Source organism: Streptomyces sp. NPDC035033 (assembly GCF_040636735.1).
Classification (GTDB): Bacteria; Actinomycetota; Actinomycetes; order Streptomycetales; family Streptomycetaceae; genus Streptomyces.
Window position 1 is genome coordinate 39,860 of sequence record NZ_JBEZUZ010000032.1, and the last position, 13,199, is coordinate 53,058.

Sequence of the window (13,199 nt, forward strand, 5' to 3'; positions counted from 1 at the left end):
GGCGCTCAGTTCGACAGGCCGGCGAAGGCGCCGGGCTCGTAGGAGCCGCCCGGGTTGCGCACGATCACGTTCATCCGGGTCGCCGCGTTGATCAGCGCGACCAGGCAGACCAGCGCGCCGACCTCGTCGTCGTCGAAGTGTTCGCGCACGGCGGCCCAGGTGGCGTCGGAGACGCCGTCGTCGCCGAGGCGCGTGCCCTCCTCGGCGAGCGCGAGCGCGGCCCGCTCCGCCTCGGTGAACACGGTGCTGTGCCGCCAGGCGGCGACCAGGTGGAGCCGGAGCGCGGTCTCGCCGGCGGCCGCGGCCTCCTTGGTGTGCGCGTCGACGCAGAAGCCGCAGCCGTTGAGCTGACCGACCCGCAGCTCCACCAGCTCCCGCAGGGTCTTCGGCAGCGTCGAGGCGTCCAGGGCCTGCGAGGTGGAGTAGAAGCGCTTGGCCACCTTCGCGGCGGTCGGGCTGGTGAACAGGTCGAATCGGGATCCCATGACGTCGTCCTCACTCGTGGTCGTGCGCGGGTGTCGCACCGGTCGGCCATGAGATGCCTGGGGCCCGCTCCCCGTGACGGGGCGGCGGTGTGATCTGACTCATGGCGCCCGGCTGTCACACGGAGGGCGGAACGGGCGTCCCGTGTGCGACGCGCACACGACACCGAGAGGCGGGAGCCCGGCGATGAAGGACCGGACCATCGACGACCGAACGGCGCACGACCGAACGACACACGACCGGTCGACACACGACAGGCCGACGCACGACAGGCCGACGCACGACAGGCCGACGCACGACCGGTCGGCGCACGACCGGCCGGAGCCCGGCCCGTCGGCGCGCGACCGCGTCGACCACGTCACCGAGGTCTTCGTCCGGCACCGCAGCCTGCTCTTCACCGTCGCGTACGAACTGCTCGGTTCCGCCGCCGACGCCGAGGACGCCCTCCAGGAGACCTGGCTGCGCTGGATCGCGGTCGACCCGGCGCGGGTGCGGGACCCGCGGGCGTACCTCGTCCGCATCGCCACCCGGCAGGCGCTGGGGCACCTGCGCGCGCTCGGCCGGCGCAAGGAGGCGTACGTCGGCCCCTGGCTGCCCGAACCGCTGCTGACCACGCCGGACGTGGCCGAGGACGTCGAGCTGGCCGAGAGCGTTTCGATGGCGATGCTGCTGGTCCTGGAGACGCTCGCCCCCACCGAGCGGGCCGTCTTCGTCCTGCGCGAGGTCTTCGGCCTCGGGTACGAGGAGATCGCCGGGACCGTCGGCAAGAACCCGGCCGCCGTCCGCCAGATCGCCCACCGGGCCCGCGCCCACGTGGCCGCCCGCCGCCCCCGCGGAGCCGCCTCGGCGGAGGAGAACCGGCGCACGGTCGAGGCGTTCCGGCGGGCGGTCGAGACGGGCGACCTCCAGGACCTCCTCGCCGTCCTCGCCCCCGGCGTCGTCCTCCTCACCGACGGCGGGGGAGTCGTCCGGGCCGCCCTGGCCCCCGTCACGGGAGCCGAGCGGGTCGCCAGGGTGCTGGGCCGGCTCGCCGGCGCCATGTCCCTCCGGCCGGCCCGGATCAACGGCGACCCGGCCCTCACCGTCCACCGCGCCGACGCCCCGGACACCGTCGACACGGTCCTCGCCCTCCGCGTCGAGAACGGCCTCGTCACCGGCCTCTACGCCGTGCGCAACCCGGACAAGCTCTCCCGCCTGCACCGGGAGACCCCGCTGAGCCGGCGGGCGGACCGGGACCCGCTGGAGCGCGCCGTTCCCGCGGCGGCCGGGCGCCGGGCCCCGGGACCGACCTGACCTGGGGATCGAAACGAGTGTGCGATTGTCGGTCGTGCGTGATAGTCACTACTCCCACGGGGAGGGACGATCATCAGCCACCCCGTGGGAACACGGCAAGGGGTGGGGACATGGCGTTGCTCCGGGACCTGGGGAACACGCTGGGGAAGTGGACGGGCCGGCCCGTCGCGCGCGTCGACGCGGACGCCGGCGATCCGGACGTGCGGCGCGTCCGCGAGGCCGCCGAGGCGGCGGACTGGGCGACCGTGCGGCAGGTGCTCGACGCGCGGCCCGAGAGCGAGGACCGCACCGGCCTCCTCTGGGCCGTCGGGGACGTCGCCGGGGTGGAGCGGTGGATCGCCGACGTCATGGCGGCCGATCCGGCGGACCCGCTGCCGCGCCTCGTGGCGGCCATCCGGCACATTAGCTGGGGCTGGGAGGCCAGGACGGCCGCCCGCGCCGAGGACGTCTCCCGCGAGCAGTTCCGGATCTTCCACGAGCGGCTGGACACGGCCGAGACGTGGCTGTACGAGGTGGCCGAACGCGAACCGGGGTGGACCTCGCCCTGGTACGGCCTCCAGATCACCGGCCGCGGGCTCCAGGTCGGGCGGGACGTGGCACGGCGCCGTTTCGAGGCGACCGTGCGCCGCGACCCGTACCACCTGGGGGCGCACCAGCAGCAGCTCCAGCAGGTCTGCGAGAAGTGGAGCGGCTCGCACGAGGAGATGCACGCCTTCGCCCGCGCGTCGGCCTTCGGCGCGCCCGGCGGGACGCTCCTCGGCCAGCTCGTCGCCGTCGCGCACCTGGAGCACTGGCTCGCCCTCGACTCCGGCCCGGACGCGCGCTACATACGGGACCCCGAGGTGATCGCCTCCCTGCGCGAGGCCGCCGACCACTCCTACCGGCACCCGGACTTCGTCCGCGGCCGCGGCTGGCTCCAGGTCTCCAACACCTTCGCCATGGCGTTCTCGCTGGCCGGCGACGTCGCTTCCGCGCGGGAGTGCTTCCGGGCCACGGAGGGGCGGGTCACCGAGTTCCCCTGGTACTACCTCGACGGTTCCGACCCCGCCCGCGCCTACAAGGAGCACCGCTCCTACGCCGGGCGCTGAACCGCGGGGACGACCGCCCGGCCGGCCCCGGCCGACCCCCGGTTTGTCCGGCCGGCCCGGCCGACCCGACCGGCCCCGGCTCCCGGCCGTCCGGCCGACACGGAACCAGAGCCGGAACCGGAACCGGAGCCGGAACCCCACCCCTCCCTCGTACCCACCCCCGTTCACACCCCGCCCCGAGCCGCCGAGCGCGCGGGGCGCGCACCGAAGGACCGCGCCAGGTGTCCCACTCAGAGACCTCCCACACCGCCGAGACCGCACACACCTTCCAGGTGGACCTGCGCGGCCTGGTCGACCTGCTCTCCCACCACCTCTACTCCAGCCCCCGCGTCTACCTGCGCGAACTCCTCCAGAACGCCGTCGACGCCATCACCGCCCGGCAGGCCCTCACGCCCGGTGCGCCCGGCACCATCACCGTGCGCACCGGGGAGGCCCTGACCGTCACGGACACCGGCATCGGACTCTCCGAGGCCGATGTGCACCGCTTCCTCGCCACCATCGGACGCAGCTCCAAGCGGACCGCCGAGGGCGCGCTGGACGGCGCCGGGCTCGCCGCCGAACGCGGCGACTTCATCGGCCAGTTCGGCATCGGCCTGCTCGCCTGCTTCGTCGTCGCCGACGAGATCACCGTCCTCAGCCGGTCCGCCGCCGATCCCGCCGCGCCCACCGTCGAATGGCGCGGCCACTCCGACGGCCGCTACACCATCCGCACCCTGCCGTCCGCGACCCTCCCCGAGCCCGGCACCACGGTGAAGCTCGTCCCGCGCGCCGACAGCGCCGAGTGGACCGGCCCCCAGCAGGTCGTCTCGCTCGCCCGGCACTACGGCAGGCTCCTGCGGCACGAGGTCACCGTCGTCGACGCGCGCGGCGAGAGCCACCGGATCAACGAGGCGCCGCCGTGGGAGCGGACGCACCGCTCCCCGCTGGCCCGGCGCGAGGCCCTCACCGCCCACTGCCGCGACCTCTTCGACTTCACCCCGCTCGACACCATCGAGCTGGACCTGCCGGCCGCCGGACTGCGCGGCGTCGCGTACGTCCTGCCGACCGCCGTCAGCCCGGCCCAGCGCGCCGGACACCGCGTCCACCTCAAGGGCATGCTGCTCACCGACCAGGCACCGGAACTGCTCCCCGAGTGGGCGTTCTTCGTGCGCTGCGTCGTCGACACCACCAGCCTCCGGCCGACCGCCTCCCGCGAGTCGCTGTACGAGGACGGCACCCTGTCCGCCGTACGGGACGCGCTCGGCGACCGCATCCGCGACTGGCTCACCGGCCTCGCCGCCAGCGACCCCGCCCTCCTCCACCGCTTCATCGACACCCACCACCTCGCGGTGAAGGCGCTCGCCCGCTACGACGACGAGCTGCTGCGGATCGTGCTGCCCTGGCTGCCGTTCGAGACCACCGACGGCAACGTCACCCTGGAGGAGTTCGCGCGCACCCACCCGACGCTCCTCGTGGCGCGCAGCGTCGAGGAGTTCCGGCAGGTCGCGCCCATCGCCTCGGCCGCCGGACTCGGCGTCGTCAACGGCGGCTACACCTACGACCGCGACCTCGTCCACCGGCTGCCCGAGATCCGGCCCGGCACGACCGTCACCGACCTCGACCCGGCCACCGTCACCGCCCACCTCGACGCCGTCGACCCCGGCGCCGAACTCCGGGCCGCCGCCTTCCTCGCCATCGCCCGCGAGACCATCGGCGTCCACGACTGCGACGTCGTCCTGCGCGACTTCCAGCCCGTCACCGCCCCCGCGCTGCTCCTCGACAACCGCGACGCCCGGCACGAACGCACCCGGTCGAGCCTCGCCGCCGACAGCGACGGCCTGTGGGCCGACATCCTCGGCTCGCTGCGCGAGGAGACCCCGCGCGCCCAGCTCGTCCTCAACCACCTCAACCCGCTGGTCCGCCAGGCCCTCACCATCGGGGAGCGCGGCCTCGCCGTCGCCACCGCCGAAGCCCTCTACGGACAGGCGCTGCTGCTCAGCCGCCGCCCGCTGCGCGCGAGCGAGAGCGCCCTGCTCAACCGGGCCTTCATCGGCCTGCTCACCCACGCCATGCACCACCCGGGCGACGCCGCCCCCGGCTCCGAGCCCCGGAAGGAACTGTAGAGATGCTGGACACCCCCGAGGCCGTCGTCGAGGCGCTCCGCGAGAACCACGAGCGCCCCCACGGAACGCCGCGCACCATCACCGCCGAGGAACTCGTCGAGGCCGCCGAGGCCTTCGAGAAGAACGACGTCCTCGTCACCGCGCTCCTCGAACTCATGACGGCGTACGAGTTCACCGGCGAGCAGCGCAAGTCGCCCGTCGTCTTCGCCCGCGTCCTGAAGCTGTGGGACTCCGAGCCCGACTCCTTCAGCCCCTACGAGGCCCACCAGGTCTTCTGGCGCTTCAAGTGGGTGACGACCTCCCTCCTCCAGGTCCCCGAGGTGCCCCTGGCGACCCTCCACGGCTGGATCGACCAGATGCGCACCCGGTACGAGGAGGCCGGCCACGGCGTCCAGCCCGTGGCCGCCATGCGCTACCACCTCGCGCGCCACACCGGCACCGGCGTCGCCGACGCGTACGACCTCTGGGCCACCCGGCCCCGCACCGAACTCAGCGACTGCGAGGCGTGCGAGACCCGGCACCTCGCCCTGCACCACCTCGCCGACGGCGACGACACCGCCGCCCTCGACGCCTGGCGCCCGGTCCTCGGCGGCGAGCAGGGATGCAGCGAGGAACCCCAGATGAGCCAGGCGCGCGCCCTGCTCCCGCTGCTGCGCACCGGCCGCGCGGACGAGGCCCGCTCCCACCACCTCACCGGCTACCGCAAGGTGCGCGGCCACACCGGCATGCAGGACGAGGTCGGCCACCACCTGGAGTTCTGCGCCCTCTCCCGCAACGAGGGCCGCGGCCTGGAGATCCTCGCGGAGAACCGGCCCCTCTTCGAGGCGACGGGCGCCCCGCTCGACCGGCTCGGCTTCCTCACCGGCGTCGAGGTGCTGCTCGCCCGGCTCGTCGAGGACGGCCACGAGGAGACCGCCGTGGCCGGCCCGCCCGGCCGGAACTGGACGGCGGGCGAGCTCCTCGCCCACGTCCGCGCCGAGGCCGGCCCCCTCGCCGACGCCTTCGACGCCCGCAACGGCACGAGCGCCGTCGGCGACCGGCGCCGCGAGCGGCTCGCCCGCCGCCCGCTGCTCGACGAGCCGCTGCCGCTCGGCCTGCGCACGGCCGCCACCGCCCGCGCCGCGGCCCCGGCCGCCGCGCCCGCCGCGTCGGCCGCCCCCCGGACCGAGGTCCCCGAGGACTTCGCCGCCCTGGTGCGGCAGGCCCGCCGCATGGCCCGCGACGGCCACCCCGGCGACGCCCGGCTCTGGGAGCGGATCGGCGAACACCTCGCCGACGACACCCGACCGCACGACGACGCGCTCGGCCCCCGGGACCTGCTCCGCGCCGAACTCGCCGAGCACCGGGCCCAGCGGTTCTGGCAGGACGACCGCCCCGCGGACTGCGCCGCCGAACTCGCCGTGGCGGTGGAGCTCTTCGAACGGCTGCGGATGCCCTGGCACGCGCTCTCCGGCCGGGCCCGCGCCCTCGTCTGGACGGCCCGCCCCGGCTCCCCCGGGGCCGACGCGGCGCTCCCGGACCGGGCGGCCCTCGAAGAGGTGCTGCGCGAGACGGAGAAGCTCCTCGCCGAGACGCCCCTGGACGGCGAACCGCTCGGCGAGGCGGAGGCGGCGCTCGCCGCCGACCTGCGCACCGACCGCACCCTGGAGTACCTCTCCATCCGGTACGCCGACGCCTACGCCGCCTACCAGGAACTGGTCGACGCGATGAGCGGAGCGGGCGAGCGCGACACCGCCGGGACCGAGGAGCTCATGGCGCGGCTGGAGGAGCGCGTCGACACCCTCGGCTCCGAGGCGGTACGCCTCGGCTTCCCGCACCAGAGGGCCAACGCGCGCCAGTTCCGCGCGGACCTCCTGGGCCGCCGCGGGGCGATGGCCGACGCCGAACGGGAGCTCCGCGCCGCCCTGGAGGACCTCGAAGCGGCCGGACGGCCCTGGCGCAGGCCGCGTCCGAGCGCCCTCCTCGCGCAGGTCCTGCTCGCCCAGGACCAGCCGCAGGAGGCGGTGGAACTCCTCCACGGCGCGATCGCCGACGCCGTCGCGCACGACGACACCACCTTCGCGCTCGCCCCCACGTACCTGCTGCTCGGCCACGCCTCCTCGCACCTCGGGGACCTCACCGGCGCCGTCCGGCACCTCTCCGAGGCCGCCGCCCGCTTCGACCAGGCGGGGGAGCCCGGCGACGCCACCGAGGCCCGCCTCCAGCTCGCCGAGGTCCTCGCCCGCTCCGGGCAGCAGGCCGACGCCGTCGCCGTCCTCGAATCCGTCCTCGCCGACGAGGCCGCCGCGGGCGTCGACGAGCGGATGCTCGCCCAGGCCCGCCTGACCTTCGGCCGGGGCCTGCGCGACCTGGAGGAGTACCTGCCGGCCGCCGAGGAACTGCTCCGCCTCGCCGACACCGTCGCCGGCTGGCCGGAGGAGGACCGCGGGGTCCTCACCCTGGTGGCCGCGGAGGCCGCCACGACCCTGGCCCTGGCCGACCGCTGGGACGCGGCCGACCAGGCGTACGGACGCGCCGTCGCCGCCCACGCCGAGGCGCCCAACCCGCCGATCGTCCTCCAGATGATGCGGGAGTTCGCGCGCCTGACCACGCGGGCCCGCGGCACCGAGGGCACGGACACCGCCCTGGAGCACCTCGCCCGGGCCGACGCGCTCCTCGCCGCCCTGCCGCCCGGCGAGGACGGCTTCGCCGTCTGGTACGAGCGCGGCGAGGTCCACTACCGCCGCGCCCGGGTCCTGGCCGAGGCCGACCGCTTCGAGGAGGCCCTGCCCGAGGCCGAGGCCGCGATCGCCGCGCACGAGGAGGGCGGCGAACAGGGCGAGCTGCCGCGGGCCGAAGCGGTCCGCGTCGCGGCCCTGATCGAAGGCAACGGCCTGGACCGCGTCAAGGAGGCCATCGCCCGGCTCACCACGGCGGCGGCCCGCTGCCGCAAGGCGTCCCACCCGGAAGCCGCCCGGATCCTGGACTCCCTCCGCCAGGAGTTCCTGTCCCGCTGACCCGCCGGGAGCGGTGGCCCGGAGCGTCCTCCGGTCCACCGCTCCCGGGCGTCGCCGGTGCCCGATGGCAGGATCGGGGCGTGACGCCTTTGCTTCTCGCCGACATCGAACGGGCCGTGCGCGGCAGCGGGAGCGCCGAGACGCGCACGCCCGAGTACCGGGCGCGCCGGACCGGGGACGACCCGGCCCGGGACCGGTGCGGGGCGACCGCCATGGTGCTCCACGACCTCCTCGGCGGCGAGCCGCCGCGGGGCGAGGTCCACGCCGACGGGCGGCGGCGGGCCGACACGGCCGGCGGTGCCCCGTCGTGACGCCCGACCGGATCCTGACCGAACTCCGTGAGAGCGTCGCGGAGTTGGCGACGCCGTCGCGGGTGTTCGTGGCGGCCGGACGGTTCACCGAGTCGGACCCCGATCTGCCGGAGCTCGCGGCACGGATCCGCGAGCTGCTGGCCGTGGCGGCGGCGGACGAGGCCTGGCGGCGCTTCCTCACCGCGTACGTGCCCCCGTCCGTCCGGGAGATCTGCGCCGACCTGGAGCCGCTGGAGCCGTACGAGGCGGCCCCGTTCCTGGCCGGGCTCGCGACCGTCGACCTGTACTGGCCCACCCACCGCCACCTGCCCGCCGAGGTCGCCGGGCGGGCGGCCGGCCGGGTGGTGGAGCTGCTCGGACCGGACGGCAGCTGGTGGACCAACCACGACGCCGCCTGCGCCGCCGTGAACGGGCTCACCCCGCTCATGGACAGCCTCCTCGCGGGGACGGACGGCGAGCACTTCGTCCTGGCCCTCCAGGTCGCCGACGACTGACCGGCGGCCCGATCGGGGGACACCGACCGGGCGTCGGCGCCCCCCGGCGCCGGGGCGGACGTCAGTGCATCAGCAGCAGGCGCGTGTTCGGCACGAGCTTGCGGTTGACGCTGGTGCTCTGCACGAAGATGGTGAACTCGGCGTTGTGGTCCGGCTTGACGCGGACCTCCTCGTCGGGCAGGCCGAGCAGGGCCCGCGCCTCGGGGCCCGTGTACACGCGGTCGGTCTTCTTCTCCAGCACCGCGATCCGCTTCCGCGCCTGGACCTTCTCCACCTTGCTCAACTGGTAGAACGCGCCGCCGGTGCGGTACGTGTGCCCCGACTCGACGACCCACTCCCGGATCGCCGCGTCCCGGGTCACCGGGATCAGCAGGTACCCGGCCGGATCCACCGGCGTGAGGCCGGCCGCCGCGATGGTGTCCTTGTTGACCGCCTCCGCGCCCGTCGAGAACACCGCCCGCGAACCCCGGATGCCCTTGGTGCGGCCCACCATGAACTTCTCCGTGGCCTGCTGGATGACCTGCCCGGCCTCCTCCAGGCCCCGGGTGCTCGTGGCGTCCCAGACGGCGACGTTGTCCTTCGGGAAGCCGCAGTTCACCGCCTCGCGCTTGCCCATCTGGTCCGGCACCAGGACGGCCAGCGTCCAGTTGTCGTCCTGCTTCTCGATCATCTCGGCCACCGCCGCCATCAGGGCGCGCGGCTCCTTGACCGGGGCGTCGGGGCAGCGGTGGCTGGCGTTCTCCTGCCCGTCCGTCAGCACGAACGTCAGGAAGCTGTGGTCGCCGTACAGCTGGGCCGTCTGCGCCAGCTCCCGCTGCGACTTCAGCGCGGCCGCCAGCAGCGCCGTCATGCCGCCGACCCGGTACAACTGCTTCAGGGACGGCATCCGCAGCACGTCCTTGTCGTAGATGACGCACTCCACCTTGTCCGCGAACACGTACACCGTGACGCGGGTCTCCTGGTCCAGCTCCCGCGACCGCCGGGCGAGGTACGCGATCTGCTGGTCGGCGACCTCGACGACCTTGTTCCGCAGGTGCGACATGGACGAACTCGCGTCCAGCACGAGTGCGACGTGATTGATGTAGTTCTGGTTTCCGGACATGCCGAACTCCCCGTCTTCCGCGCCGATTCGGTACCCCTACCGTCTCACCCGCCACTGACAGTCGAGCCCGGCGACCGAGCCCCACCCCCGCGCGGAGGTACGCCTCCGGCTCCGCGGCCCCGGCCGCCCGCACCGCCACCTCCGCGCGATGGCCGGCGCCTCACCGGCCCGCAGGGCACGGCCGTGCGCCCCGCGGGGCTCGATGACGGCCGACGACCTCACGGACGTGCCGCGGCGTCAGGGGGCCTTCGGGGCGGCGTCCCACAGGTCGGTGGCGCGGGCCCCGACGAGTGCCCCGATCCGGGCGAGGACCTCGTCCGCCGGCAGCGGGCCGATCCGGCGGCCGTCCCGCAGCCGCAGGGAGACCCGCCCGTCGGCGGCCTCCGCGGCTCCGACGACGAGCTGGTACGGCACCAGTCGGGCAGCCCGGATCCGGGCGGCCAGACTGCCGCGTTCCGGGTCCGCCACCTCGGCGCGCAGCCCCAGGGCGACGCAGCGCCGCGCGAGGGCGTCGGCGTCCGGCAGTTCGCCGCCGGAGACCGGGAGGACCACCAGCTGGGTGGGGGCGAGCCAGGCGGGGAAGGCGCCGCCGTGCCGCTCGACGAGGTGGGCGACGGCCCGTTCGACGCTGCCGACGACGCTGCGGTGGACCATGACCGGGCGGTGCCGGGCGCCGTCCGCGCCGACGTAGCGCAGACCGAACCGCTCGGGCTGGTGGAAGTCGACCTGGACGGTGGAGAGGGTGGACTCCCGGCCGGCGCCGTCGGCGACCTGCACGTCGATCTTGGGGCCGTAGAACGCGGCCTCGCCCTCCGCCGCCTCGTACGGCAGCCCGGCGAGGTCGAGGGCCTCGGTCAGCAGGGCGGTGGACCGCCGCCACAGGTCGGGCGCGTCGACGTACTTGCCGCCGGGGCCCGGCAGGGAGAGCCGGTACCGGGCCGGGACGATGCCCATCGCCCCGTACGCCTCCCGGATCATCTCCAGCGCCGCCCGCGCCTCCCCGGCGACCTGCTCCAGGGTGCAGAAGACGTGCGCGTCGTTGAGCTGGATGGCCCGCACCCGGGTCAGTCCGCCCAGCACGCCCGAGAGCTCGGAGCGGTACATGCCGCCGAGCTCGGCCATCCGCAGGGGCAGTTCGCGGTGGCTGCGCGGACGGGAGCGGAAGATCAGCGCGTGGTGGGGGCAGAGGCTCGGCCGCAGCACCACCTGCTCCCCGCCCAGGTCCATCGGCGGGAACATGTCCTCGCTGTAGTGCGCCCAGTGCCCCGAGAGCTCGTACAGCTCCCGTTTGCCGAGCACGGGCGAGTACACGTGCCGGTACCCGGCCCGCCGCTCGGCGTCCCGGACGTACTCCTCCAGGGCGTGGCGCACGGCGGCGCCGTCGGGCAGCCAGTACGGCAGCCCCGCGCCGATCAGCGGGTCGGTGTCGAACAGGCCGAGTTCACGGCCGAGCCTGCGGTGGTCGTGCATGGCGGTCTCCTCGCGGTCGTGGGACGAGCGACCGCGGCACGAAGCCCCGGGGCACTCGCCCCGGGGCTTCGGACTGAGACATGGGTCAGCGCGCCGGGACACTCTCCGGCGTCGTCGTCATGGCAGCGCGCTTCATGCCGCAGACGCTAACAGGCGGCACGGACGCCCGCACCCGTATTCCGCCGCCCGACTTCAGCGGGAGGAGACGCGCGGTCCGCCCCCGGGGCCGTACCGTCACCGCGACTTCCGCGCGACCCGGGCGGAGGCGGTTCAGGAGGCGTTCGGACCCACGTCGGCCGTGGTCAGGGGGCGGCGGACCGGGGCGAGGGTCGAGTACTCGTCGGAGCCGACGTCCCGGGCGCCGCCGCGCGGGTGCCCGTCGACGTCCTCGGTCACGGTGAGCGAGGCGAGGGTGGCGGCGCCGACGGCCGGGCTGCCGGCGGTGAGGCGGTGGACGCCGTCGGCGTCCTTGCGGAGCAGGGGGTCGACGCGGCGGAAGCCGCCGGCCGGGATGGTGCCGTCGGCGGCCGCGCCCCAGAGGATGTTGCCCTGCCAGACGAAGCCGCCGGTGGTGCCGAGGTCGACGAGGCGGCCGCTGGAGGCGACGAGGATGTTGTCGGCGACGACCACGTCGCGCGGCTCGTGGGCCCGGCTCTCGCCCGAGATCGTGGCCGCGTTGCCGACGAGGGTGTTGTGGGCGATGACGGCCCGGTCGCAGGCGTCGTTCCCGCGCCGCTCCTCGATGGTCTCGCCCGCGTGGTGGTCCCGGGTGGTGCCGCTGCCGATGACGATGCCCCGGTCGGTCGTCCCGGAGATGTGGTTGTTCACCACCAGGTGGTCGTTGCCGTACAGGCGGATGCCGTTCTCGCCGCCGAGGACGTGGTTGCCCTCGACGGTGGTGGCGTTGCCGTGCCGCAGGACGATGCCGCCCTTGTTGCCGCGGAGCGTGTTGTGACGGACGGTGTTGCCGGAGGACTTGACCGAGATCGCCTCGGGGTCGCCGTCGCAGCGCTCGAAGAGGTTGTACTCCACGAGGGCGTCGGCCGTGGACAGGGCCCGGTGGCTGACGCCGAGGCGGATCGCCTCGCCGCCGTTGGTGCCGGTGTAGGAGTGGTCGGAGAAGTAGTTGCGGAAGATGTGGGTCCGCTGCGCGACGGGGGTGTAGTCGGGGCCGTCGACGACGAGGAAGACGCCCTGCGTGGTGCGGTGGTGGAAGTGGTTGCGGTCGATCTTGGCGTCGTCGCCGCGGACCGTCACCCAGTCGAGGTCGGTGCGGTCGGCGAGCTTGAAGTCGTTGCGCGTCAGCCGGACGCGGGGGCAGTCCGCGGGGATGACGAGGCCGGTGGTCTGGCGGAAGGCGAAGCCGCTGATCGTGATGTTGCTGGAGCCGGTGAGGAGGAAGCTCACCGCACCGGTGAGCACCGCGCCGCCGCGGGAGGCCGAGACGATGGTGATCGGCGCGCTGGTGGTGCCGTGCTTGCCGGCGACGCGGATGCCGCCGGACGGGACGGCGTAGGTGCCGTCGGCGAGGACGATGCGGGCCCCGGGCGCGGCGGCGTCGATCTCGCGCTGGAGCGCGGCGACGCTGGTGACGGTCACGGGGTCGGCCGCGGCGGCCGACCCCTGGGAGAGGGCGGACAGCGGGACGGCTCCGGCGGCCGCGCCCATCAGGGTCCCCTTGAGAAACGTACGTCGTCGCATGATGCCTCCTGGTGTGAATCCGGCACCCAGCTTCGGCGGCGGCCCTGCCGTCTCGCTGACGCTCCGCTAACGCGCGGCGGAAGCGGCCGTCCCGACCGGACGCCCCCGGGCACCCGCCCGCCGCGACCGGCGCCGCCCCGGTCCACCGGGTCCCGCCGG

10 protein-coding genes are annotated in these 13,199 nt (G+C 74.8%); 6 read left to right on the plus strand and 4 right to left on the minus strand.

What is annotated here, in order from left to right:
- Nucleotides 1–5 precede the first annotated feature (5 nt).
- Complete coding sequence (locus AB0E83_RS15710; protein WP_362110851.1) at nucleotides 6–485, minus strand: carboxymuconolactone decarboxylase family protein; 480 nt, start codon at nucleotides 483–485, stop codon at nucleotides 6–8.
- 184 nt (nucleotides 486–669) lie between these two features.
- Between AB0E83_RS15710 and AB0E83_RS15715 the strand changes: the two genes are divergently transcribed.
- The 6 genes from AB0E83_RS15715 to AB0E83_RS15740 all read left to right on the plus strand — a co-directional run bounded on the left by AB0E83_RS15715 (nucleotide 670) and on the right by AB0E83_RS15740 (nucleotide 8,767).
- The gene (locus tag AB0E83_RS15715) at nucleotides 670–1,776 is read left to right on the plus strand and encodes an RNA polymerase sigma-70 factor (protein WP_362110854.1); all 1,107 of its coding nucleotides are present in this window, start codon (nucleotides 670–672) and stop codon (nucleotides 1,774–1,776) included.
- 110 nt (nucleotides 1,777–1,886) lie between these two features.
- A complete protein-coding gene (locus tag AB0E83_RS15720) occupies nucleotides 1,887–2,864 on the plus strand; it encodes a hypothetical protein (protein WP_362110857.1) in 978 nt (325 codons plus the stop codon).
- Between the two features lie 221 nt (nucleotides 2,865–3,085).
- Complete coding sequence (locus AB0E83_RS15725; RefSeq protein WP_362110860.1) at nucleotides 3,086–4,966, plus strand: HSP90 family protein; 1,881 nt, start codon at nucleotides 3,086–3,088, stop codon at nucleotides 4,964–4,966.
- A 2-nt stretch (nucleotides 4,967–4,968) separates the two neighbouring features.
- On the plus strand, nucleotides 4,969–7,962 hold the full coding sequence (locus tag AB0E83_RS15730; RefSeq protein WP_362110863.1) for a hypothetical protein: 2,994 nt from the start codon (nucleotides 4,969–4,971) through the stop codon (nucleotides 7,960–7,962).
- An 80-nt stretch (nucleotides 7,963–8,042) separates the two neighbouring features.
- The gene (locus AB0E83_RS15735; RefSeq protein WP_362110866.1) at nucleotides 8,043–8,273 is read left to right on the plus strand and encodes a hypothetical protein; all 231 of its coding nucleotides are present in this window, start codon (nucleotides 8,043–8,045) and stop codon (nucleotides 8,271–8,273) included.
- Nucleotides 8,270–8,767 carry a hypothetical protein gene (locus tag AB0E83_RS15740; protein ID WP_362110869.1) on the plus strand — a complete coding sequence of 166 codons (498 nt, stop codon included), beginning with the start codon at nucleotides 8,270–8,272 and terminating at the stop codon, nucleotides 8,765–8,767. The genes AB0E83_RS15735 and AB0E83_RS15740 overlap by 4 nt, the downstream gene beginning before the upstream one ends.
- Before the next feature lie 61 nt (nucleotides 8,768–8,828).
- Here the strand turns inward: AB0E83_RS15740 and AB0E83_RS15745 are convergent, their stop codons facing one another.
- From AB0E83_RS15745 to AB0E83_RS15755, 3 genes are all read right to left on the minus strand, one after another.
- Nucleotides 8,829–9,869 carry a vWA domain-containing protein gene (locus AB0E83_RS15745; protein ID WP_362110872.1) on the minus strand — a complete coding sequence of 347 codons (1,041 nt, stop codon included), beginning with the start codon at nucleotides 9,867–9,869 and terminating at the stop codon, nucleotides 8,829–8,831.
- Nucleotides 9,870–10,106: 237 nt separating this feature from the next.
- Nucleotides 10,107–11,441 (minus strand): threonine--tRNA ligase, encoded by a 1,335-nt coding sequence (gene thrS / locus AB0E83_RS15750; protein ID WP_362110875.1) that lies wholly within the window; start codon nucleotides 11,439–11,441, stop codon nucleotides 10,107–10,109.
- 168 nt (nucleotides 11,442–11,609) lie between these two features.
- Entirely contained in the window at nucleotides 11,610–13,040 is a 1,431-nt protein-coding gene (locus AB0E83_RS15755; protein WP_362110878.1) for a polysaccharide lyase 6 family protein, read from the minus strand.
- Between the last annotated feature and the right edge of the window lie 159 nt (nucleotides 13,041–13,199).

Coding starts and splice junctions, on each gene's coding strand:
- AB0E83_RS15720 (WP_362110857.1), top strand. CDS start 1,887: ATGGCGTTGCTCCGGGACCTGGGGAACACGCTGGGGAAGTGGACGGGC.
- AB0E83_RS15715 (WP_362110854.1), top strand. CDS start 670: ATGAAGGACCGGACCATCGACGACCGAACGGCGCACGACCGAACGACA.
- AB0E83_RS15755 (WP_362110878.1), bottom strand. CDS start 13,040: ATGCGACGACGTACGTTTCTCAAGGGGACCCTGATGGGCGCGGCCGCC.
- AB0E83_RS15710 (WP_362110851.1), bottom strand. CDS start 485: ATGGGATCCCGATTCGACCTGTTCACCAGCCCGACCGCCGCGAAGGTG.
- AB0E83_RS15730 (WP_362110863.1), top strand. CDS start 4,969: ATGCTGGACACCCCCGAGGCCGTCGTCGAGGCGCTCCGCGAGAACCAC.
- AB0E83_RS15745 (WP_362110872.1), bottom strand. CDS start 9,869: ATGTCCGGAAACCAGAACTACATCAATCACGTCGCACTCGTGCTGGAC.